Annotated in this window: 21 protein-coding genes and 1 pseudogene; 15 read left to right on the top strand and 7 right to left on the bottom strand. The window is 47.0% G+C overall.

Annotation, left to right across the window (positions count from 1 at the left end; translation table 11 throughout):
- Positions 1 to 102: 102 nt before the first annotated feature.
- The 4 genes and pseudogenes from EJE48_RS11150 to EJE48_RS11135 form a co-directional block, all read left to right on the top strand.
- Positions 103 to 480: a helix-turn-helix domain-containing protein gene (locus EJE48_RS11150; protein WP_016407874.1), complete on the top strand. Its 378-nt coding sequence runs from the start codon at positions 103 to 105 to the stop codon at positions 478 to 480.
- Positions 481 to 804: 324 nt separating this feature from the next.
- Positions 805 to 1,806 (top strand): hypothetical protein, encoded by a 1,002-nt coding sequence (locus EJE48_RS11145; protein WP_118580750.1) that lies wholly within the window; start codon positions 805 to 807, stop codon positions 1,804 to 1,806.
- 121 nt (positions 1,807 to 1,927) lie between these two features.
- Positions 1,928 to 3,508, top strand: coding sequence for a recombinase family protein (locus tag EJE48_RS11140; RefSeq protein WP_118580753.1), 1,581 nt, complete (start codon positions 1,928 to 1,930; stop codon positions 3,506 to 3,508).
- 41 nt (positions 3,509 to 3,549) lie between these two features.
- Positions 3,550 to 3,846: pseudogene (locus EJE48_RS11135) on the top strand (manganese catalase family protein); the annotation flags it as partial.
- Positions 3,847 to 3,969: 123 nt separating this feature from the next.
- On the opposite strand, the gene EJE48_RS11130 reads toward EJE48_RS11135, so the two are convergent.
- Entirely contained in the window at positions 3,970 to 4,260 is a 291-nt protein-coding gene (locus EJE48_RS11130; protein WP_118580756.1) for a hypothetical protein, read from the bottom strand.
- A gap of 196 nt (positions 4,261 to 4,456) precedes the next feature.
- Between EJE48_RS11130 and EJE48_RS12690 the strand changes: the two genes are divergently transcribed.
- The 8 genes from EJE48_RS12690 to panD all read left to right on the top strand — a co-directional run bounded on the left by EJE48_RS12690 (position 4,457) and on the right by panD (position 10,418).
- Complete coding sequence (locus EJE48_RS12690) at positions 4,457 to 5,317, top strand: sigma 54-interacting transcriptional regulator (protein ID WP_016407878.1); 861 nt, start codon at positions 4,457 to 4,459, stop codon at positions 5,315 to 5,317.
- Between the two features lie 235 nt (positions 5,318 to 5,552).
- Complete coding sequence (locus EJE48_RS12830) at positions 5,553 to 5,822, top strand: enoyl-CoA hydratase-related protein (protein WP_016407879.1); 270 nt, start codon at positions 5,553 to 5,555, stop codon at positions 5,820 to 5,822.
- Between the two features lie 23 nt (positions 5,823 to 5,845).
- Positions 5,846 to 6,142, top strand: coding sequence for an enoyl-CoA hydratase/isomerase family protein (locus EJE48_RS12825; RefSeq protein ID WP_016407880.1), 297 nt, complete (start codon positions 5,846 to 5,848; stop codon positions 6,140 to 6,142).
- 31 nt (positions 6,143 to 6,173) lie between these two features.
- Complete coding sequence (locus tag EJE48_RS11115; RefSeq protein ID WP_118580759.1) at positions 6,174 to 7,019, top strand: GntT/GntP/DsdX family permease; 846 nt, start codon at positions 6,174 to 6,176, stop codon at positions 7,017 to 7,019.
- A 443-nt stretch (positions 7,020 to 7,462) separates the two neighbouring features.
- Positions 7,463 to 8,332 (top strand): Rossmann-like and DUF2520 domain-containing protein, encoded by an 870-nt coding sequence (locus tag EJE48_RS11110; RefSeq protein WP_118580762.1) that lies wholly within the window; start codon positions 7,463 to 7,465, stop codon positions 8,330 to 8,332.
- Positions 8,329 to 9,156, top strand: coding sequence for a 3-methyl-2-oxobutanoate hydroxymethyltransferase (panB, locus tag EJE48_RS11105; protein WP_118580765.1), 828 nt, complete (start codon positions 8,329 to 8,331; stop codon positions 9,154 to 9,156). Before EJE48_RS11110 ends, panB begins: the two co-directional genes overlap by 4 nt.
- Positions 9,157 to 9,170: 14 nt before the next feature.
- Positions 9,171 to 10,016 (top strand): pantoate--beta-alanine ligase, encoded by an 846-nt coding sequence (panC, locus tag EJE48_RS11100; RefSeq protein WP_016407884.1) that lies wholly within the window; start codon positions 9,171 to 9,173, stop codon positions 10,014 to 10,016.
- Positions 10,017 to 10,028: 12 nt separating this feature from the next.
- A complete protein-coding gene (gene panD, locus EJE48_RS11095) occupies positions 10,029 to 10,418 on the top strand; it encodes an aspartate 1-decarboxylase (RefSeq protein ID WP_118580768.1) in 390 nt (129 codons plus the stop codon).
- A gap of 58 nt (positions 10,419 to 10,476) precedes the next feature.
- Here the strand turns inward: panD and EJE48_RS11090 are convergent, their stop codons facing one another.
- Together EJE48_RS11090 and EJE48_RS11085 are read right to left on the bottom strand one after the other, a co-directional pair.
- A complete protein-coding gene (locus EJE48_RS11090; protein ID WP_243108024.1) occupies positions 10,477 to 11,175 on the bottom strand; it encodes a TetR/AcrR family transcriptional regulator in 699 nt (232 codons plus the stop codon).
- A gap of 151 nt (positions 11,176 to 11,326) precedes the next feature.
- Positions 11,327 to 14,386, bottom strand: coding sequence for a stalk domain-containing protein (locus EJE48_RS11085; protein WP_118580774.1), 3,060 nt, complete (start codon positions 14,384 to 14,386; stop codon positions 11,327 to 11,329).
- A gap of 245 nt (positions 14,387 to 14,631) precedes the next feature.
- On the opposite strand from EJE48_RS11085, the gene EJE48_RS12290 reads away from it, so the two are divergent.
- From EJE48_RS12290 to EJE48_RS11070, 3 genes are all read left to right on the top strand, one after another.
- On the top strand, positions 14,632 to 14,769 hold the full coding sequence (locus tag EJE48_RS12290) for a hypothetical protein (protein WP_160117368.1): 138 nt from the start codon (positions 14,632 to 14,634) through the stop codon (positions 14,767 to 14,769).
- A 1-nt stretch (position 14,770) separates the two neighbouring features.
- Positions 14,771 to 16,333 (top strand): recombinase family protein, encoded by a 1,563-nt coding sequence (locus EJE48_RS11075; protein ID WP_118580780.1) that lies wholly within the window; start codon positions 14,771 to 14,773, stop codon positions 16,331 to 16,333.
- A gap of 142 nt (positions 16,334 to 16,475) precedes the next feature.
- On the top strand, positions 16,476 to 17,471 hold the full coding sequence (locus EJE48_RS11070) for a lipoate--protein ligase (protein ID WP_118580783.1): 996 nt from the start codon (positions 16,476 to 16,478) through the stop codon (positions 17,469 to 17,471).
- Positions 17,472 to 17,982: 511 nt separating this feature from the next.
- On the opposite strand, the gene lpdA is transcribed toward EJE48_RS11070, so the two are convergent.
- The 4 genes from lpdA to EJE48_RS11050 form a co-directional block, all read right to left on the bottom strand.
- Positions 17,983 to 19,695 carry a dihydrolipoyl dehydrogenase gene (gene lpdA / locus EJE48_RS11065; protein WP_118580786.1) on the bottom strand — a complete coding sequence of 571 codons (1,713 nt, stop codon included), beginning with the start codon at positions 19,693 to 19,695 and terminating at the stop codon, positions 17,983 to 17,985.
- A gap of 63 nt (positions 19,696 to 19,758) precedes the next feature.
- Positions 19,759 to 20,991 carry a dihydrolipoamide acetyltransferase family protein gene (locus EJE48_RS11060; protein WP_118580789.1) on the bottom strand — a complete coding sequence of 411 codons (1,233 nt, stop codon included), beginning with the start codon at positions 20,989 to 20,991 and terminating at the stop codon, positions 19,759 to 19,761.
- Positions 20,992 to 21,003: 12 nt separating this feature from the next.
- Positions 21,004 to 21,984, bottom strand: a complete 981-nt coding sequence (locus EJE48_RS11055; protein WP_016407893.1) for an alpha-ketoacid dehydrogenase subunit beta — start codon at positions 21,982 to 21,984, stop codon at positions 21,004 to 21,006.
- Positions 21,981 to 22,982: a thiamine pyrophosphate-dependent dehydrogenase E1 component subunit alpha gene (locus EJE48_RS11050; RefSeq protein ID WP_016407894.1), complete on the bottom strand. Its 1,002-nt coding sequence runs from the start codon at positions 22,980 to 22,982 to the stop codon at positions 21,981 to 21,983. The genes EJE48_RS11055 and EJE48_RS11050 overlap by 4 nt, the downstream gene beginning before the upstream one ends.
- Positions 22,983 to 23,006: the final 24 nt, after the last annotated feature.

Raw genomic sequence — 23,006 nt, 5'->3', positions numbered from 1 at the left:
AACATAACTAGTTTATCTTGTCAACATTTTTATAACTCATTTATATTTTTTATTGATTTTTATAACAACCCATGATAATATGACTTTAAAGGAGGTGATTTAATGGACGCATTTGGCGAAAGAATAGAAAATTTAATTAAACAATTAGGTATTACAAAAACAAAATTTGCTGAAAAGCTCTCTGTATCTCAACCTTATATCTCAAAAATCATAATTTCTGGATATGTTCCAAGCGATAGACTGATTGAAGATATCTGCGAAAAATTTAATGCAAATGAAAAATGGCTCCGAACTGGAGAAGGAGAAATGTTCATCAGAAAAACTAGAAGTGAAACCATTGCAGATTTTATGGTAGATATGCTAAATGAAGAAGAACCTTCATACAAAAGGCGGCTTATCGAAGCACTGGCAGAACTATCTACAGATGAATGGAAATTACTTGAAAATATTACTTTAAAATTGGCAGAAAAAAAGGACTAGTGTTTTACTCTAGTCCTAAATATCTTTTTACGATTCTATAAATAATTTTTAGCTTTTCCTGATTCTGAGTCTTATCAATGAGTTTTTTTATTTCCTCTCTATAATCCATAACATCCCATCCCCTCTGTTCCCTTTTTCACGCAAAATAAGAACATTTGTTCGTTCATATATCATATCATTCACCGTTCAAAAAATCAATCAATTTTTATGTAAAATTATTCTGTCAAATTTTGTATGTTTTCCACAATTCCCATACCCCCCTCCCCTGTGTTATGATGCGTGAAGATATTGTTTCGTTTCATGAAGAAATAGGGGGAAATAAATATGAAAAAATTATCTACGCGAGAAGTATCCACAGCACTTTTTCTTTCTTCGTATAAAACTGCTAAACTGGTGACAGAAAATGAGGATATCTTTCCAAAACCTGCAACGATGGAAGATTATGAAAAGCTAATGCTTTATGCCCTTGCTATGTTCATAGTTCATGATGAAGTTCATGATAAATTGCTGAATGATAAAATAATTTATGATGCCACAATGGATATATATACTTCCATGCTGAAAAATGAGGTACTTCCTCCGGATGAAGTTTATGATTTGGCAAAAGATTCAAATGCTGTTCTTAATGACTTTTTAAAAGAACATTGGATTTTCATGCATAACAGCAACGGTTCAGATGATTTGATTAAATATGTTTCGACCATCCTGTCTAAAATTCCATCCTGCAAGGACTACAATGGCTATACTCTTGCCGGCGTAACATTTGCATCCTTGCTGCCGCAAATCATTGATGCAGTAGCACAATATTATGATGAAATTATTTCCGCTTGGGATAAATCTCTGGATGAGCATGAAGAACCCCCCGCAGATACGCAGGAGGCAGCTGCCGAACCCTCTCAGCCAACCCCTCCGCCGGCCGCGCAGCCAACCTCGGAGGTGCAACCCGAAAAAAAGAGTACACCCTCTCGCTCTTTCATAATCTGCATCCTTGTTGCATGCGTAAGCCTTTGTGCAAATGCTTATCTGGCTTATCAATGCTCCACCCTGAAAACAGAAGTTTCAGATAAGGAATTTCTTCTGACGCAGGCAGAGTATAGAGAACGCAGAAAGCTCGAAGAAATAAAACGCTACCAAAATAATTTAGGTGCAATCTCGGATGAGTATCACTTTTATCATGATCATGCTGTTATCGTTACCGAAAGCGGCTCTCGCTACCATAGCTACGGTTGTTACCATCTGAATTATGATTCTTTTTGGATATATAATGTTGAAGCTGCCAAAGTCGAAGGCTATACTCCTTGCAAAGATTGCAACCCTCCCCAATAATCATCCCCTGCACCCCCTTCGGGTGCTTTTTTAATTTGGAAATTTTCTGTGTTCGCTTTTTTCTTCCCTCGTTCTGTGCTATCATGCAGGCAAGGGAAAATCATGAGAAAGGAGTAAACCTATGCCGTATTGCATTTATTTGAGAAAATCAAGAGCAGATGCAGAGGCGGAGCTGCTGGGCGAAGGCGAAACCCTTGCCCGCCACGAAAAAACTCTGCTTGCCTTGGCAAAAAAATTAAAATTACCAATTACTAAAATCTATAAAGAAATCCTCTCCGGCGAAACCATCGCCGGCCGCCCCGTCATGCAGCAGCTCCTTCAGGATGTGGAAGCCGGCATCTGGCAGGGCGTTCTTGTCATGGAGGTGGAGCGTCTCGGTCGTGGCAATACTCTGGATCAGGGCATTATTTTAAATGCCTTCAAGTATAGCTCCACAAAAATTATCACTCCCATGAAGTCTTATGACCCAAATGATGAATTTGATGAGGAATATTTTGAATTTTCCCAGTTTATGTCCCGTCGGGAATATAAAACCATCCTCCGCCGCATGCAGCGTGGGCGTGAGGCATCCGTAAAAGAGGGAAAGTTTGCAGGCTCTATTGCCCCCTTCGGCTATCGTCGGGTAAAGCTGCCGCAGGAAAAAGGCTTCACTCTGGAAATAGAAGACGCTGAAGCCGCAGCAGTAAGGCTGGCTTATGAATTGTACGCCTATGGAGACCCGCAGCCGGATGGTACCTTTGCCGATATTGGCCGCGCCACCATTGCTAAGCGTCTGGATCAGATGGGCATCCGCAATCGTAAAGGCGGCACATGGGCAACCGCATCCGTCACCCGTATGCTGCAAAATCCTGTATATATCGGGAAAGTCCATTGGAATCGCCGCCCCGAAAAAAAACATACGGAAAATGGAAAAATCAAAAAAACGCGTCCTCTGGCAGAAAATTATTTGCTCGTTGATGGTCTGCATGAACCCATCATCTCAGAAGAACTTTGGAATCTTGCACAGGCGAAAATGAGGCAGCATTATAGACCAACAGGTGTAAATGGAGTCATGCAAAATCCTTTGGCAGGTCTTGTCCATTGCTCCTATTGCGGAAATGCCATGCAGCGCCGCCCTTATCTCAAAACAGGACAACCTGCATCCCTTATCTGCCACACGCATTTTTGCCCGCAGATTTCTTCCCCCCTTTATATGGTGGAAGGAAAAATTCTGGAAGCCCTCTCCTTGTGGATGAAGCAGCATGAACCGACATGGGAAGATGAATCCTCTATAAATGTATTCTCCACAAAAATCATGGCACTGGAGCACACCATTGCAGATATGGAACAGGAACTGCAAGGTCTGCAATTCCAGTTTGAAAAGATTTTTGAATTTCTGGAAACGGGAATTTATACCCCCGAAGTATTCACCGCCAGAAATAAAACTCTGTCTGAAAAAATGGCAGAAATCAGATCCGCAATCGAAGAAACACAGGCAGAGCTTTCCAATCTGAAAGCAGCAAGAAAAAATCAAGTTTCCATGATTCCTAAAATCAAAAATATTCTGGATACCTATGAAACGCTTACCCCTGCCGAAAAGAATAAGCTTTTAAAAGAGGTGCTGGATCACGTTGAATATCATAAAAAAATAAAAGGGAAAAAGAATGTGTCTGCCGACAATTTTGAAATCATCCTCTTCCCCAAAATATCACCCGAAAACTAACCCCAAATTACCGATAGATATAACACCCTGACGAATTCGCCCATTTGGAGATGATGGGCACCATCGTGCATCAGCTGACACAGGGGCTAACGAAGGACGAAATTCTTGCCGCCGGCTTAGATCCCTATTATGTGAACCATGGCTTAGGCGTATACCCCTCCTCCGCCGCGGGTGTCCCCTTCACTGCTGCGTATCTGCAATCCAAGGGAGACCCCATTACCGATTTGTATGAGGATATGGCAGCAGAGGGTGCGTTTATGAAAGCACAACCTTTTTCTTCTTTTCCATTCAGAAACAAATCTGTCTCTCCCCTTCCGTTTTCTCTCCATTTTTTCTAAACATTCTCCTTTTGGAGACAAAAGTCTCTTTTTGATTTTCATTTAGAAAAAACAAGAAAATTTTTCCGAATGTAGAAAAATCCCGAAAAATCAATGCTTTTCTGCCTTTTACAAAAAAATATTCTACAGAATTCCAACTTTGGCACACTTCTTGCTCTTATATAGGGCAGAAAGAAAAAAATAAAACCACCTGCCCAAAGCAAAAAAGGAAGGCGGCAGTCTTTGGAAAGGGAAATCCCCCCCCTTTCCGGAAAAAGCCTTAGAAATCAAGGAAAACTGCGACTTTTCACCGACCTGCTTTGGACGAAAATCAACATTTTTTCCGAAAAATAAAACGGATTTACCCTCCGTAGCAACGGAAAAGGGGGCAAAATGCTTCTTTCTACAGAAAAAGACATTTGTTTTTTCAAGCAAAGACTTTGTCTCTATTTAGAGACTATGTCTCCAAAAGAAGAAATGTGTTTCCGATCGGAGAGTCTTGTTTCCAAACAGAGAACACCGTCTCTAAAAAGAGAATTAAGTCTCTAAAAGAAGAATCCAGTCCCCAAACAGAGAATTTCAATAGAACCGCAAAAAAGCGTGCTAAAATAAAAAGAAAGGAGGAGAGAGCATAACAGAAATAAATCAAGACAAACGATACAAATACATCTTTGACGAGATACTGACGCTGACCGATGACGGCTTCGTCGTTGTCGATAACCATGATGTGATTACAGATATAAACGAGCAATACTGCCAATACCTGAAAACCACCAGAGAGTATGCCATCGGCAGAAGTATTGCAGAGATTATCCCCAATACAAAAATGATTGACATTGTCAATTATGCCTACCAAGAGGAAGGCGCCATTCTTCGCCTAAGCGAAAAATCGGACGATGATTCGGACAGAATCTTTCTGGTAAACCGCTCCGCCGTATATGACGAAAACCACAATGTCATTGCAGGCGTGGCACAGGTAAAATTCCGACTGCAAACTCTGGATTCTGCAAAGAAGCTGATGCGGAAATATTCCGAATATGAATTTTACAGAGAGGAATACCGCAGCAGAAACAGCTCGCAATATTCCTTCGATAAAATCGTCGGCAACAGCCCACGCTTTGCAGAGGTCAAAAAGGCAGGCTATAAAGCCGCCAAGACCATGTTCCCCGTTCTGCTGACAGGCGAAACAGGCACAGGCAAGGAGGTTTTCGCCAACGCCATCCACAACAACGGAGAGCAGCGGGAAAAGCCGATGGTCAGCATTAACTGTGCCGCCATTCCCAATGAGCTTTTGGAAAGTGAGCTGTTCGGATACGAAGAGGGTGCTTTCACAGGGGCGAAAAAGGGCGGCAAAAAGGGAAAATTTGAGCTGGCAAGCGGCGGAACGCTTTTTCTGGATGAAATCGGGGATATGCCCTTAGGGATGCAGGCAAAGCTGCTGCGTGTGCTGCAGGAAAAGGAGATTTCAAAATATGAGCTGCAAAAAAGATAACTTCATACGTTTATAACGGGAGAGACACCGCAGGCTGTTTTTGCGGATTTCCGTCCCCCGAAGAAATCGGGTGTTTCGTGAAAAAATGCGAAAACAGCAGGTGTTCTTTTTGTACCCAAAAATCAGCAAGCGGCGTACAAAAAAAGCTGTCTCCTTCCGTGAAAAAATATAAAAACTATACAAAAACCAATAAAAAACACAAAACAAAACACAAGACATCAAGGAGGAATTTATTATGAAAAACCTGAACACAAACGCACTGGAAAACCTGAAGCTGGATCTGGAAAACCATGTACTCATCGTTACTATGAACCGCCCCAAGGCGCTGAACGCTCTGAACAATCAGACCTTGGATGAGCTGCAGATGGTATTCGATTATGTAAGCAAAGAAAATGACATCTACGGCGTTATCATCACAGGCGAAGGCAGAGGCTTTGTTGCAGGCGCAGACATCGTGCAGATGCAGCCCTACAGAAGTGAACAGGGCAGAGACTGCCTCGTCTGATTGGTACAGGCCTGGCAAAGGAAATGATTTACACAGGCAAGCACATTGATGCACAGACAGCCCTGCGTTACGGTCTGGTAAACAGAGTGGTTCCCGCAGAGGCTCTGCTGGATGAAGCAAAGGCACTGATGGATGATATTTTAAAGGTGTCCCCAATGGCAATCAAGTATGCAAAGCTCTCTATCAACAAGGGCGCAGATATGGATTTGATGAATGCTTTGGAGGTAGAGAAGGACTTGGTTGGGCTTTGCTTCGCAACTGAGGATAAGCAGGTTGGGATGCAGGCGTTCCTGGAAAAACGCAAACCCAATTTCCGTTAATCGGCTTTCATAAAGGAAAGGAGAAGGGAATATGAATTTTAGCGTATTGATTTTGCTGATCGCCATCATCCTCTTTGGCGTGCTGGCATTTCGACAAATGAGTGCCTTGATTCTGGCACCGGTTGTTACCATCTTTGTTATCGTGCTTTCCGGTATGCCCATTCTGGATACCCTGCTGCAGCACTTCATGCCTGCCACATCGGATTATATCACGAAGTATTTTCTGATTTTCTTTGTCGGCGCGCTCTTTGGTGCAGTCTATCAGTTCACAGGGGCGGCGGAATCCATTGCACGCACCATGGGACGCTTCTGCGGCAATCATTTTGTCGCTCCCATGATTATGTGTATCACAGGTCTTTTGACCTTCGGCGGTGTGAGCGGCTTTGTTGTATTCTTCGTGGTTTACCCCATTGCTTTGCAGATGTTCAAGCGTGCCAATCTGACACGCCGCCTGATTCCTGCGGCAATTTCGGCCGGCTGCTGGACATGGTCCATGACAGCACCCGGCTCTCCCTCCATTCAGAACACCATCGCCATGAAAAGCTTAGGCACAACTGCAACGGCAGCCTTCCTCCCCTCCCTGATTGCTACCGTAGCAGAGTTCCTGATGATTTTCGTTTGGCTGGAATGCAGAGCCAGAAAATTTACGGCGCAGGGCAAGCTCTTTGATGACGCAAGCCTGAAAATGCAGCTTTCCGCAGAGGAATTGGAGGAACGCTCCTCCGATAACCTGCCTCATCAGGGCGCACAAATCACGTTACTCGGAATCTGTAAGCTGACACATAAGGAGGTGTACTTTGATATTGCTGTCACACAGATTTTGATTCCCATTCTGACATTGTTTATCTTCATTCCTCTGGTTTCTCTGGGAATGTAGCACACAGAATGGTACCCTAAAAATAACTCTTATCTCATATTTTTCACATGCAAAACAAGGAATGGTTTTTTACCGTTGCTTGTTTTGGTGCTATCCGCAAAAACGCTGAAATTCTATTTTCCTTTCCAATGAAAATTCTCCAAAAAACGGTTCGTTTTCTTCCGAAGCCTCCCTCCGAATACGAGCCGTTTTTCCTTTTTCCTTCGGAAACAAAGCCAATCCCTTTCGCTTTAAAGGCTTTTGATACTCTTTCACAATTTCCTCTATACAAATCGGGATAAATGTGCTATATTAACTGACGGATGGCATTCTGAAAGAAGCTATACTGCAAATTTTATATATTTTATTTTTTTGATTCGCCGGATGGCTGTATCCTCGGAACGGCACAAATGGCAGCAGATGTATCTTGTCTTATCACTTCTTTGTGAAGGAAGGTGATAGGTATGAGAGCAGGTTTTATCGGAGCCGGAAAGGTCGGCTTCACACTGGGTAAATATCTTGCGATGCACGGCATCGAAATCAGCGGTTATTACAGCCGCACACCCGCCTCCGCAAAGGAGGCCGCAGAATTTACACAGAGCAGATACTATACAAGTATAGAAGAAATTACGAAAGACAGTGATACCCTTTTTCTCACTGTGCCGGATGGCGCAATCGGTGAGATATGGGATGACATGCGTAATCTGCCTATCAAAAATAAAAATATATGTCATTGCAGCGGTTCGATTCCATCGACCGTTTTTTTTGATGCAGAAAACAGAGGAGCCTATCGGTATTCAATTCATCCCCTGTATGCAATCAGCAGCAAAGCTACCTCCTATCTGGATTTGGGGAAGGCGTGCTTTACCATCGAAGGAAGTGACGCACATCTTGCGGAGCTAAAAGCACTGTTCAGCGAAATGGGAAACACCGTAGTTGCCATTTCGCCCGACAGCAAAGCCCTCTACCATGCAGCCGCAGTTATGGTCAGCAACCAGATTGTCGCACTGGCAGATATGGGCACCGCCCTGCTTGTCAAATGCGGCTTTTCCGAAGCGGCAGCAGCAGAGGCTTTATCTCCCCTTCTTCTGGGAAATGCGCAGAGCGTGGCAGAAAAGGGTGCGGTAAATGCACTTACAGGTCCCATCGAGCGTGGAGATGCCCAAACCGTATCGAAGCATTTGCAGGAGATACGGAAATTTGCAGTGGAAAGCACTGTAGGTCAGGATATTCTGACAGCCTACACCGCCCTTTCCAAACAGCTTATCAGAATTGCTCAGCAAAAGCACCCGCAGAAGGATTACAAGCATTTGGAAAAGGAGTTGGAACAATGAAAAACACAGTAGCTACCCTGCAGCAGCAAAAATTGGACGGAGACAAAATCACTATGCTGACCGCTTATGATTATTCCACAGCAAAGCTAGTGGATGAATGTGGCGTAAATACCATTTTGGTTGGCGACTCTTTGGGCATGGTTATGCTCGGCTATGAGGATACCATCTCCGTTACCATGGAGGATATGATTCACCACACCGCCGCTGTTACCAGAGGTGCAAAAAATGCACTCGTTGTCGGCGATATGCCCTTTATGAGCTACCAGACCTCCGTTTATGATGCCGTTGTGAATGCAGGCAGACTGATGAAGGAAGGCAGATGTCAGGCTGTCAAGCTGGAGGGCGGCGCGTCTGTTTGTCCCCAGATTAAAGCAATCACAGAGGCATCTATCCCCGTTGTGGCACACATCGGGCTGACCCCCCAGTCTGTCAATGCCTTCGGCGGCTTTAAGGTGCAGGGTAAGAGCGAGGCAGATGCACGCAGATTGATTGAAGAAGCAAAGGCAGTTGAGGCAGCAGGCGCATTTGCCATCGTTCTGGAATGTATCCCCGCAAAGCTGGCAAAGCTGATTACAGAAAGCGTTTCCATCCCTACCATCGGCATTGGCGCAGGTGCGGACTGCGATGGTCAGGTTTTGGTTTATCAGGATATGCTTGCGCTTTTCTCCGATTTTAAGCCGAAATTTGTAAAGCATTTTGCAAACGCAGGCGAAGTGATGAAGCAGGGCTTTACGGATTATATCAAAGAGGTTAAGGAAGGCACCTTCCCTGCCGCAGAGCATACCTTTAAAATCGCAGATGACATTATCAATAAATTGTACTAATACGGAGGCAAACCATGAAAATCGTAAAAACTATCTCAGAAGTCAGAGCAGCAGTGAAGGCATGGAGAGCCGAGGGGCTTTCCGTTGGATTAGTTCCCACAATGGGCTTTCTTCACGAAGGACACAAGAGCTTGATCGACAGAGCGGTAAAGGAAAATGACAGAGTTGTTGTAAGTGACTTTGTAAACCCCACACAGTTCGGGCCTACAGAGGATCTGGCAAGCTACCCCAGAGATTTGGAACGCGATGCCACACTTTGCGAAAACGCAGGCGCTGCGCTTCTTTTTAACCCCGAACCCTCCGAAATGTACGCAGAGGATGCGTGTACCTTTGTGGATATGAGCGGACTGACAGGCGAGCTTTGCGGCAAGAGCAGACCCATTCACTTCCGTGGCGTTTGCACCGTTGTTTCCAAGCTGTTCCACATCGTAGCACCCGACCGTGCTTATTTCGGGCAGAAGGATGCACAGCAGCTTTCCGTTATCCGCCGCATGGTGCGTGATTTGAATTTTGATATTGAAATCATCGGCTGCCCTATTGTGCGTGAAGCAGACGGTCTGGCAAAAAGCTCCAGAAATACATACCTGAATGCAGAAGAACGCAAGGCCGCTCTGGTGCTGAGTCAGGCAGTGAAGCTGGGGCAGAAGCTGGCAGCAGATGGCGAAGCATCCGCAGATGCCATCACAACAGCTATGAAGGAATTGATTGAAAAAGAGCCTCTGGCACGCATTGATTATGTAAAAGCAGTGGATGCCGTTTCCGTTGAGCCTGTCAGCAAAATGCAGCCGCCCGTATTGGTTGCCATGGCGGTTTATATCGGCAAAACCAGATTGATTGATAACTTTATTTACGAAGGGTAAGGAGAAAACGATATGTATTTGAATATGTTAAAGGGAAAAATTCACAGAGCGACTGTCGTACAGGCAGAATTGGATTATGTTGGCAGCATTACCGTTGATTCCGATTTGCTTGCCGCGGCAGGGATTCTGGAATATGAAAAGGTGCAGATTGTAGATATCAACAACGGAGAACGCTTTGAAACCTACACCATCGCAGGCGAAGCAGGCAGCGGCATGATTTGTCTGAACGGTGCGGCGGCGCGCTGTGTGCAAAAGGGTGATAAAATCATTCTGATGTGCTATTGCCAGATGACACCTGAGGAGGCGGCTGTGAATCCGCCGAAGGTTGTTTTCGTGGATGAGGAAAATAAAATCAGCCGTGTTTCCAGATATGAAAAGCACGGACGCTTGGAGGATATGTAATCCCGATAAGCGAAAAGAGGTCTGTACCAAAGGATACAGACCTCTTTTGCATTTCCTCTTATTTTTTGAGGGCAGGCAGTGCCGCAAAGCCTTCCTCCGCCTGTGCCACTGTCTTCTGAATAATTTCCTCTGCCATGCGCCGCAAATCCATTTGCATCACCGCCGCAATTACGCCCTTTCTCTGCTCCTGCGGCACATCATACAGCTTGAGCGAACATTCCAGAAAGCGAGAAATTTTCGCTTCCATGGTAAAATAAACATCGCACGGCATTGCCATGAAACCCCGCATGATGCTTGCCGATGCAATTTCCATTTCGTAGAAATCCTTCAATTCCAAATCGGGCATATATTTCCCGAAAATGGACTGCAGCCGCCCTGCCATGCTCTGATAGATATACGCCGAGGTGGTCGGCAGGGAATACCCCACCACATACAGCTCACGCAGCGGTTCTGTCAGCTCCGCAATATGCAGCTGCAACGATGTTTCCACCGCATAGAGAAGCACCGGGTCCTCGATGCCGCTATGCTGCTCCGCCAAGGCAAACTGTCCCCCGAACATCCGCCGCACCAGCTCCAGCAGCAGTGCCTCCTTGCTCGCAAATGCCCGAAAGAAAGAGCTTTGTGTCATGCCTGCCGCCTTTGCAATTTTTGCCGTTGTGGTTTTTTCGTAGCCGCTTTCCAGAAACAGTGCTACTGCCGCACGCAGCATTTTCTGTTGCGTAAGCAAGCCATTCGTTTGTTTTCCTCTTGGAGACAAAATCATACCCCTCTTTCCGTTTTACCTGTGATTATAATCACATTTTATCATCTATTTCACTCCGCCGCAAGGGCAAACGCGCCGAAATACGCTTTTTGGAAAAGCAAAATACCCTCCCTGCTGTTTGGCAAAGAGGGTATCTGTCAAAATTTTATTTTGTAATGGTTACTGTTTTTTCGGCTTCATTCCATGCCACCTGTGCGCCAAGGGTTTCGGAAACGAACCGCAGGGGCAGATAGGTTCTGCCGTTTTCCACGAATGCCGCGGCATCCAGCTTCACAGCCGTGCCATTGACATACGCCGTATCCGCGCCGATGGTAATGAGAATGACATCTGCGCCCTTCTGAATGGTGACGCGCTGCAGCTCGCCGTTCCATGTTACAGTTCCGCCAAGGCTTTCCGCCACAATACGAATCGGGAGCATGGTTCTATCGTTCACGATTTTCGGGGCAACGTCATTTTGGATTTCTCTGCCGAAAACAGAAATCTTCTGACTGCCAATCGTGAGGATAATTTCGTTATTTTCTTTCCATTTTGCGTAAAGCGTGCTATTCGCGGTCAGCTCTGCGCTGAAATCAAAGGGCTTGGTCAGCTTGCTGTCGCTATACCAGCCGACGAAAATGTAGCCCTCTTTTGTCGGGTCGGCAGGTCTTTCGATTTTGCCGTTTTTATCCGTTTTTACCTTATCGACCGCACTGCCGCCGTTTGTATCGAACTGCGCGGTATAGGTCTGGGGTGCTGTACCGCCGCCGCCACTGCGCTTTTTCGTCGGCACAGGCTCTTCGGGCCGGTCGGGCAGGGCGGGATATTCACCCTCACGCAAAGAGGGGAGCTTGCCTGCTTTGGTCGGGATTGACCAGCCGTTTTCCTCGGTAAAGCCATTTGCCGCCCAATCAAACAAAGTTTGGTTTGGCACATCCTTCATAACCCTACCATTGGAAATATAAACATCCGCACCATTTACGTTGTTCTCTGCACCGCCTGTCGGATAGGCTGGTTTGCCGTTAATCACAAGCTTGGTTCTGTTGTAGCTGTAGTTGTTTGTTAAAGTTACATTCGCATTAGAACCCACATACCCTACAATACGGTTTACAAGGTCGCCACCTGTCACGCTTTCTGCCAGAGAAACGCAATTTTGGATTGTGCCTCCCAATGCAGTTCCTGCAATGCCGCCTGCATAATTATAATTTTTTGCGGATACATTGCCGCTGTAATAGCAGTTTTCTATGGTTATGGTAACATCGAAAGCGTATCCTGCAATGCCGCCTGCACTGTCTCCTGCTGCTGTTACATCTGCCAAGGCATAGCAGTTTTTGATTTTACCAGCACCCCATCCTGCAATGCCGCCTACACTTTCCGAGCCTTCCACCTTTCCTGTTACAAAGCAGCCGCTGACTTCACAGCCGCTTGATGTATTCCCGACAATGCCGCCTACATATGCACCTGTTCCCTCCACATCGCCTTGGAAGGAGCAATTCAAAATATGCGTATTATCGTTTGCATATCCCACAATGCCGCCTGAATAGTTAGATCCATTGACTTCCCCTGTGACATTGCAGTTTTTGATGACAGCACCTTTCGTATAGCCGAATAAACCGGCATAACTCCCTCCTGTTATTTTAAGGTTGGTAATCTGATGCCCATCGCCGTCAAAAGTTCCTTTAAAAGGATTGTTCGACTTTCCGATGGGTGTCCAATTTGGTTCGTTCTCCAAGTCAATATCTGCGGTCTGCTTGAAGTACTTGCCTGCGTAGTCCGTTCCGCTGTTTACCTTTTCCGCCAGCAGCTTCAAATCATTGACATTGCGAATCTCATAAGGGTTTTCCGCTGTGCCTTTTCCGTAAAAGCCTTCTCCTGTCAGATAAGGCGGAAGATATGCAGACTGCGTGCCGCCTGTGTCTTTCAATATCGGCAAGCCGTTGTCTGTGAATTCCCATGCGGAATTATTGCCGAAAATTGCGGAGAACTGCGGAGAAAGTGTTCCGCCTGCATAGGTAAGGTCTGCGCCGTTTACCCCTCCTGCGTTTTCAGCAGGAACGGTTGCGTTATTTACCTTTGTGCCGTTCCAAGCGTAATTAGCTGTTAATGTTCCACCATTTTTGTACCCTGCAATGCGGTTTGCATTACTGCCTGTCACACTTTCTGCCAGAGAAACGCAATTTTGGATTGTGCCTCCCAATGCAGTTCCGGCAATGCCGCCTGCAGACCAACTTGCGGATACCCTGCCGCTGTAATAGCAGTTTTCTATGGTAAAATTACTACAATAATATCCGGCAATGCCGCCTGCATTGTATCCTGCTGCTGTTACATCCGCCAAGGCATAGCAGTTTTTGATTGTGCCAACGCCCCATCCGGCAATGCCGCCTACCGCACTACCACCTGTCACTGTCCCTGTTACATAGCAGCCGCTGACATCACAGCCTATTGATGTATGCCCGACAATGCCGCCTTTATCCTCACCATTTCCCTCCACATTGCCTTGGAAGGAGCAATTCAAAATATACGTATTATTGTTTGCATATCCCACAATGCCGCCTGTATGGTTATATCCATTGATTTCCCCTGTGACATTGCAGTTCTGGATGGTCGCCCCCCATACATTGCCGAATAAGCCGGCATACTCTACGCCGTTGGATATTTTAAGATTGGCAATCTGATGCCTACCGCCATCAAAGGTTCCTTGAAAAAGGGTATCCTCTGTTCCGATGGGTGTCCATTCTTTGTTCTCCAAGTCAATATCTGCGGTCAGCTGGAAGTGTTTGTCTTCATATTTTTCGCCGTTGTTTACGTTTTTCGCCAGCAGCTTCAAATCCTCCGCATTGCGAATCTCATAAGGGTTTTTCTCTGTGCCTTCCCCTGCAAAATCCGCAGCTTCATTTCCGGATACCGCTGTGCTGTTTTCTCCTTCCATCAGCAGAGAAATTCCTTTCAGCAGCTCTTTCTTGCTTTCCTCCTGCGGCTCGATTTTCTCGTCAGACTGCTCCTGCAATTCCTCTTTTTCTTCTTTTTCTTCTTTTTCCTCTTTCAGTTCTTCTTTTTCCTCTTTCGGTTCCTCTTTCAGTTCCTCCTTGATTTCCTCCTTGATTTCCTCCTTGATTTCCTCAAGCATTTTCTCCTGCAATAGCTCCTCCTGCGCCACGGCACGCATCGGCACCGCCGTTACCGCAAGGCATACTGCCGCCGCAATGCTTATCCATTTCTTCCAATTCATATTACCCCTCCTTCATGCGCTTTTGCGGACTACGGCAAAGCCCCTATATCATCCGCAAAAATTTCACTTGTGATTATAATCACATGGTATCATATCTGCTTTTTCTCCGCAAGGAAAAATGCGGTAAATTTTTCTTTTTGGAAAAAATAGACAAAACCAAGGGTGCGCCCAAACAGGAAAAGCGGCTGAAGCGGAAATATCCGCCCCTTTGCCGGAATACACTACTACTGAAAGGGGGGATTTTTATGGAAAAAGCACCTTGCCGCAGTATTTTCAAAAACGGAACAGACCGCACCACGCAGGCAGAGGTTACGCGAATCTGGGCAGCTTTCATCAATCAGGCAGAAAGGGCAAGCACCATCCTCGCGAGGGAAAACGCATAGCATGAAAAGGGAAAGAGCCGCCATTTACTGCCGCCTATCGGAGGAGGACAAGGGCAAGGGCTCCGCCGAAAACGACAGCAACAGCATACAAAACCAACGCGCCCTGCTGACGGAATATGCCCATTCCCAAGGCTGGGAAATCTACGAAATCTACATTGATGATGACTACAGCGGCGCAGACCGCAGCCGCCCTGCCTTCAAGCGCATGCTGCACGCCGCCGAGGAGAAAAGGTTTGACATCATCCTCTGCAAAACACAATCCCGTTTCAGCAGGGAATTAGAGGTGGTGGAACGATACATCAACCGCCTGCTTCCGCAATGGGGCATCCGCTTTCTGAGTTTGGTGGACAATGCCGATTCCGCAAACGAGGATAATCTGCTTCTGCGGCAAATCAACGGCATTATGGATGAGCATTATCTGGCGGAGCTATCCAAAAATATCCGCAGTGTGCTGACGCACCGCAGAAAAAACGGCTTTCACATCGGCTCCTTTGCGCTCTATGGCTACAAAAAGAATCCCGACCGAAGGGGACATCTGCTGATTGACGAGGAGGCGGCGGCGGTGGTGCGTGAGGTTTTCACGCTTTTCTCGCAGGGCTACGGCAAGACCGCCATCGCGCGCATGCTCAACGAAAGAGGAATCCCAAATCCAACGGAATATAAACGCTTACAGGGGATTCGCTATCGGCAGCCGAAGGGCAAGGGCAGTACGCTCTGGAAATATTTCGCTATCTCCAATATGCTGACAAATGAAATCTACATCGGCAACATGGTGCAGGGAAAATACGGCAGTATTTCCTACAAAACCAAGCAAAACAAGCCGCGCCCCAAGGAGGAATGGATACGGACAGAGAGGACGCACGAGCCGATTATCGAACAGGAATTATGGGAGCGCGTACAGAAAATGCTTGCCGAAAGGGCAAAGCCCTTTCCATCCGGAACAATCGGGCTTTTTGCGCGGAAGGCGCGCTGTGCGGAATGTGGCTACACGCTGCGTTCCTCGAAAACCAAGGGGAAATATTATCTGCAATGCCCCAATCATCACATTTCCAAGGAGAGCTGCAGGGGGGCGTTTATTTCTGTGGAGCGGCTGGAGCGGATGGTTTTGCAGGAATTACATACGATTTCCGATGCCTATCTGAATTGGGAGGAGCTGGAACGGCAGCTTGATTTTTGCAGTCATTTAAAGGAGCAGAGGGCTTCTTTACAGAAAAGCATCCACGCCCATGAGAAAAAAATTGAGGAAGCGCATAAAGCAGTGCGGGAGCTGTATCCGGATAAGGTGCGCGGTGTTCTCTCCGAAGCGGAATATCTCGATTTATCGAAGCATTTTTCAGCGGAACTACAGCAGCAGGAGCGGCTGATTGCGGACGCAGAGCGGAAAATCATCGACCTTGACGCACGCATTGCCGCAGGGGATAACCGCCGCGCCATCATTGAAAAATACATCAACCCGACACACCTGACAAGGGAAATGGTCGAAATTTTGATTGATTCTATTTCTGTCGGCAGACGGATTGCAGGGACAAGGGAGGTTCCCATCACCATATACTGGCGCTTCTGAAAAATGGGCGAAAGCAGTGCCGCCCGAAAATTCTGCAGCAAATCTGACAAAATCTGCAAAACACTATTCCATTTTGTCTTTTTATATGTTAGAATGTATTCACAATATTATTTTTGAATACAAATACAAAGGAGGTACTATTATGGTCTATATCGAATCCCCCAGCACAAATCCTGCTTTTAATCTGGCTCTGGAGCAATATGTTTTCGACCGAATGGACAGAAGTCAGGAATACTTCATGCTTTGGCAGAACGATAACACCGTTGTCATCGGTAAAAATCAGAACGCCTTTGCAGAGGTCAATCAAAAGGTTGCCGATGCAAAGCATATCTCCGTTGTCCGCCGACTTTCCGGCGGCGGTGCCGTATATCATGATTTGGGGAATCTGAACTTCACATTTATTCTCAACGCAAAGGATGCAACCGATCTGGATATTCGTCTGTTCTGTCAGCCGATTGCAGAGCTGCTGCGTTCTCTCGATGTGCCTGCTGAGGTCAACGGCAGAAATGATATCAGCATTGAAGGGAAAAAATTCTCCGGCAATTCCCAGTATCTGAAGCAGGGCCGCATCATGCACCACGGCACGCTGATGTTTCATTCAGACCTTTCCGTTGTTGCGGATGTGCTGAATGTTTCCGCAGATAAATTCCAATCAAAGGCTGCAAAATCCGTAAAAGCAAGAGTGACAAATATTGCGCCTTATCTGCCTGAGGGCTTTACGCTGGCACAATTCAAGACGCTTCTCTTAAAATACATTCTGAAAGAAGAAAATGTTCAGCCCTATGTATTCTCCGCAGAGGAGCTGGCTGAAATCGAAAAAATCAAAAAGGAACGCTATGATAAGTGGGAATGGAATTACGGCTTTTCTCCCTCCTACAGCGTAGAAAAGAGCCGCCGCTTTGAGGGCTGCGGAAAAATCGAGGTCCATATGAATACGGAGGACGGCAGCATTACCAATTTGCAGTTCTTCGGCGATTTCTTCGGCGTAAAGGACTCTGCCGACCTTGCCAAGGCACTGATTGGCACAAAGCTGGAGCATCAGGCTCTGGAAAGCCGCCTTGCCGATTTCGATATCGCACAGTATTTCCATGGACTGGAGAAGAATGATTTTCTCAATCTTCTGCTGCAAAGTGAATAATATGATTTGCCGCCTTAGGTGTGTCCCAATAAGAAAACAGGAAAAAAATGAAATAGCTGAAAGGCTGCGGATACAAGGAAGTTTCTCGCAGGCATCCTTTGACTTAGGCTGTCAAGGGGAACTGATGCAGTAGCCGTAGCTTTCAGCATTTCAGAATGCAAGGTTTCTTATCCGGGCGCACCTTCAGGGCGGCTTTTTTATTTTGGTATCTCCAAATTTTGCAAAAGAAAATGCCCCGACCGATACGAAATCAGCCGAGGCATCTTCTTTTATTATAGTTATATGTCTAAAGTAACAACTTAAAAGGGATGCGGCTATGGGCTCAGCACAGCCGCAAAAAAAGAGTTATGAAGGAGATTTTGTCTTGCTAAATCCTGCTCCCTCTTTAGAGGGGAGGGGCGGCTGCAAATCCGACTCACAGCCGCTGTGTATCTCAAAAGTGAACACTTATGTTCATCAAGCTTTTGTTTATCCTTTATCTTTTGTTTTTTTGTATTTATACTGTTGATTTTTATTTATTGGGAATATGAATTGCTCTTTTCTCTGCTGCCAGAGCCGCTTCTCTGACCGCTTCGGTTACGGTGGGATGTGCGTGGATTGCCGCAATAATATCCTCTACGGTCGCTTCCATACCGATGGCCAGCGCACATTCGCCAATCAGATCTGTTGCTCTGGGGCCAAGAATATGTACCCCCAGAACCTCTTTATATTCTGTCCCGATGATGAACTTAATGCTACCAACGCCGCCGTTCATAATCAGAGATTTACCGTTTGCCATCAGAGGGAATTTGCCTACCTGATATGCAATCCCCATTTCCTTTGCTTTTTCTTCTGTCAGCCCAACGCCTGCAAATTCGGGGTCTGTATATACACAGGAGGGGTTGGTTGCACCGTTGTAAACCGCATTTTCTCCCAGTGCATTTTCCGCTGCCACTTCACCCTGCGCAGATGCAACGTGCGCCAGCATAACCTTGCCCAGACAGTCACCGATGGCATATACATTGGGTACATTTGTTTCCATTTTATCGTTGACTGTGATACGGCCTCTGTCATTCGCAATGCCAACCGCATCCAAGCCCAAGGCTTCTGTATCTGTTCTTCTGCCGACAGCAACCAGTACCTTTTCTGCTGCAAAGGGCTGCACCTTGCCGCCAATCTCTACATTGACCTTTGCACCGACTGCCGCCGCTTCTACAGACTGCACCTTTGCATCTGTCATAATCTTTACGCCCTTTGCCTCCATCAGCTTGCGCAGCTGTGCTGTCAGCTCGCCATCCATCATGGGCAGCAGCTTAGGTGCGGCTTCTACCACCGTTACCTCTGTACCGAATTTGGAGTACGCAGTTGCCAGTTCGATACCGATTACGCCACCGCCAATGACCAGAAGGCTTTTGGGAATTTCTTCAAAAGACAAAGCGCCTGTCGAATCTACGCAGTTTGCATTTTCCTTTACCCCGGGAATGGGAGGCACCGCGGGGACGGAGCCTGCTGCGATGATGATTTTATCAAATGTCATGTTTTCCTTTGTACCGTCCTTTTTCAGGACAGCCAGAGTATCCTTGGATGCGAAGGATGCTGTTCCCTCCACAACCTGAATCTTATTTGCCTTCATCAGACCGGTAACACCGCCTACCAGCTGTGCGGTAATGGCATTTTTCTTTGCCTGCACCTGTTTCCAGTCTACATTTTTCACTTCAATATGGATGCCGTATTCCGCCATTTCCTTTGCTTCTGTCAGCGCCTCTGCCGCATGCAGGATTGCCTTTGTGGGAATACAGCCGACATTCAGACAGGTGCCGCCGAGCTTATTCTTTTCAATCAGCGTTACCTTGCCGCCCAGCTGTGCCGCTCTGATGGCTGCCACATAACCGCCGGGGCCGCCGCCGATAACTGCTACTTTCGTTTCGCCGGCAGGCTTTTTCTCTGCCGCAGGAGCCGCTGCCTGTGCGGGTGCTGCCTGTGCGGGTGCTGCTCCAACCTGCTCGCCTGCTTCGCCGATATATGCCAGAAGCCCCTTTACGGGTACATCCTCGCCTTCCTGTGCCACGATTTTAATCAGTGTGCCTTCTGCTTCTGCTGTCACCTCGCTGGTCAGCTTATCTGTTGTAATTTCCAACAGAACATCGCCAACCTTTACGGCATCGCCTTCCTGCTTTACCCATTTGGAAACCGTGCCTTCTTCCATTGTCAGCCCAAGCTGAGGCATTTTAACCTCTACTGCCATAGTCTATTCCTCCTGTCCGTTCAGGTTTCTTCTCTTGATTTCTGTCTTCTTTTTCTTCCGATGTTACAGCAGAATCTGCATGGGGTTTTCCAACAGCTCTTTGATAGCGAGTTCAAATTTTGCTGCTGTCGCACCGTCAATCAATCTATGGTCGAATGTAAAGGAAATGCGCATGAACTGTCTCTTTGTGATGTTGCCTTCTGCATCCATTACCAGCTCATCCTGCACTGCGCAGACACCCAGAATGCCTGCATCCGGCTGATTGATGATAGGATTAAAGGTTTCTACGCCGAACATACCCAGATTGGAGATGGAGAAGGTAGAGCCCTTATATTCGTCCATCGACAGCTTATTTGTTCTTGCACGTTCTGCCAGATCTCTCGCTGCTTCGGAAATTTCGCCCAGACTCATCTTATCCGCGTCCTTGATAACGGGCACAATCAGACCATCCTCCAGCGCAACCGCCATACCGATATTCACATGCGCACGCTTGATAATCTGGTCACCGTCGATAGATACCAGAATATGCTTGTTATTTTTCAGTGCCTTTGCCGTTGCTTTCAGCACATAATCATTCAAAGAATATTTCACGCCAAGGTCATTGTTAATCTTCTTACGGAATGCCATCAGCTCTGTCACATCAATGCGGACATTCTGCGTAACGGTAGGGATTTCCTGTGCGGATTTTGTCATTCTTTCGGAAACGACCTTTCTCATCCCTGCCAGCTTTACAACCTCGTCGCCATCCATCAGTTCCAGTGCGGTTTTCTTCGGCGCTGCCTTTTCTGCTGCCGCCTGTGCTACGGGTGCAGGTGCGGCTTTTGCAGCTTCTGCCGCCGCCAGAATATCCTTCTGCACGATTCTGCCCAGAGGGCCGGAGCCTGCCACTGTTGTATAATCTACCCCCAGCTTTGCTGCTGTTTTCTTTGCCAGAGGGGAAATTCTGATTCTGCCGCCTGCCACAGGTGCAACAGGTGCTGCAGGTGCTGCTGCGGGCACGGGCGCTTCAGCCGCAGGTGCTTCTGCCTTTGCCGCGGGTGCATCCCCAACCTGTTCGCCTGCTTCACCGATATATGCCAGCAGACCCTTTACGGGGATATCCTCGCCTTCCTGCGCTACAATTTTCAGCAATACGCCGTCATGCTCGCTTTCTACTTCGCTTGTCAATTTATCTGTTGTAATTTCCAGAATGACATCACCGGCCTTGACCGTGTCGCCTTCCTGTTTTACCCATTTTGTGACTGTGCCTTCTTCCATTGTCAGCCCCAACTGAGGCATCTTTACTTCAAAAGCCATGGTTTTCCCTCCTTATTTATTCAGAACCTTTTTCACTGCCTTTACGATATCTGCGGGATGAGGGAAGTTTTCATCCTCCAATGTAGGGCTGAAGGGAGAAACAATATTCAGACCGCAGACACGTTCTACGGGTGCGTCCAGTTCATCAAACAGCTCCTCTGCAATCTGTGCGGAAATTTCAGCCGCATAGCTGCCACGCTTTACCTCTTCGGACAGAACGATTACATTGTGTGTCTTGGAAACGGATTTCACGATGGCATCCCAATCCAGAGGAACCAGTGTTCTCAAATCCAGAACTTCTGCGCTGATGCCTTCCTTCGCCAGCTCTTCCGCTGCCTCCAGTGCGAAGTATACCTCACGGCTCCAGGTTACGATTGTAATATCTGTACCCTCTCTTTTCACATCCGCAACACCCAGAGGGATGGTGTATTCCCCTTCGGGAATCTGCTCCTTCTTTGCATACAGCAGCTTATGTTCAATAAAGATAACGGGGTCCTCATCACGAATCGCGGATTTCAGCAAGCCCTTTGCATCCTCCGCGCTGGAGGGTGCCACAACCTTCAGACCGGGTGTGTGGCAGAAAATATTTTCAAAGCACTGCGAATGCTGTCCTGCGTTTCTTCTGCCTGCGCCCATGGGCAGTCTCAATACCATGGGTACGGTTGCCTGTCCGCCTGTCATATATCTCATCTTTGCAGCCTGATTGATGATAGGATCTGCCGCAACGGTGATAAAGTCATCATACATCAACTCTACCACAGGGCGAATCCCTCTCATTGCAGCCCCCACTGCCATGCCACAGAAGCCGGATTCGGAAATCGGGGTATCAAACACGCGGTTCTCACCGAATTCCTCCTGAAAGCCAACCGTAATGCCGAAAACATTCCCCATCTTACCCATGTCTTCGCCCATGATAATTACATTTTCATCTCTTGCCATTTCCTCATGAAGAGCCTCGCCGATGGCTTTACTGATGCTCAATTTTTTACTCATCTTACAACGCTCCTTTCATTATCAGAGAAATATACATCTGTTGTTGCTTCGGAAGGGTCAGGATATGCGGATTCATTTGCAAACTGATAAGCCGCTTCCATCTCATCCTCTACTGCCTTTTCCACAGCCAGAATTTCTTCCTCTGTTGCCACGCCATCCAACAGTCTCTTTCTCATATTGGGGATTGCGTCCTTCTTATGCGCCTCCTCCATGTAGGATGCAGGGCGATAATTTGCAGGGTCACCGCAATAATGTCCCTGATGGCGGAACGTCATGCACTCTACGATAGAAGGACCGTTGCCCTCTCTTGCATAATCTACCGCTTCTTTTACTGCTTCATATACAGTAACGGGATCGTTGCCGTCAACCGTTTTCCCGGGGATGTTATACGCCTGCGCACGCACTGCAATCGTATCCGTATTGGTTACGGAATGGATATTAACAGAAACGCCGTAGCTGTTGTTTTCACACAGGAATACTACAGGCAGCTTCCATGCCGCCGCCATATTTACCGCTTCGTGGAAGGTACCCTGATTGGATGCGCTGTCACCGAAGAAGCACAGGGTAACATGCTTATCTCCCTTAATCTTGGACACCAGTGCAGAGCCTGCCGCAATGGGAATACCTGCGCCTACGATACCGTTTGCACCAAGGCTGTGCAGTCCTGCTACATCCGCGATGTGCATGGAACCGCCCTTACCCTGACAATACCCTGTTTTCTTACCGAACAGCTCTGCTAGCATTTTATCCAGAGATGCGCCCTTTGCGATACAGTGACCATGCCCTCTGTGGGTAGATGTCATATAATCTTCGGGTTCCAGTGCATAGCAAGCACCTGTGGGCACTGCCTCCTGCCCGATGCACAGGTGAATATTCCCTGCCAGCATACCCTTTGTGAAGCATTCTGCCGCTTTTGTTTCAAATGCTCTGATACTCAACATTGTTTTGTACATATCCAAAAGCATTTCCTTGGGATATTTTTTACCTTTAGAAGCCAATGTGATTCACACCTTTCTTTTTTC

Source organism: Anaerotignum faecicola (assembly GCF_003865035.1).
GTDB classification, from domain to species: Bacteria; Bacillota; Clostridia; order Lachnospirales; family Anaerotignaceae; genus Anaerotignum_A; species Anaerotignum_A faecicola.
This window is presented reverse-complemented; position numbering and strand designations above follow the sequence as displayed.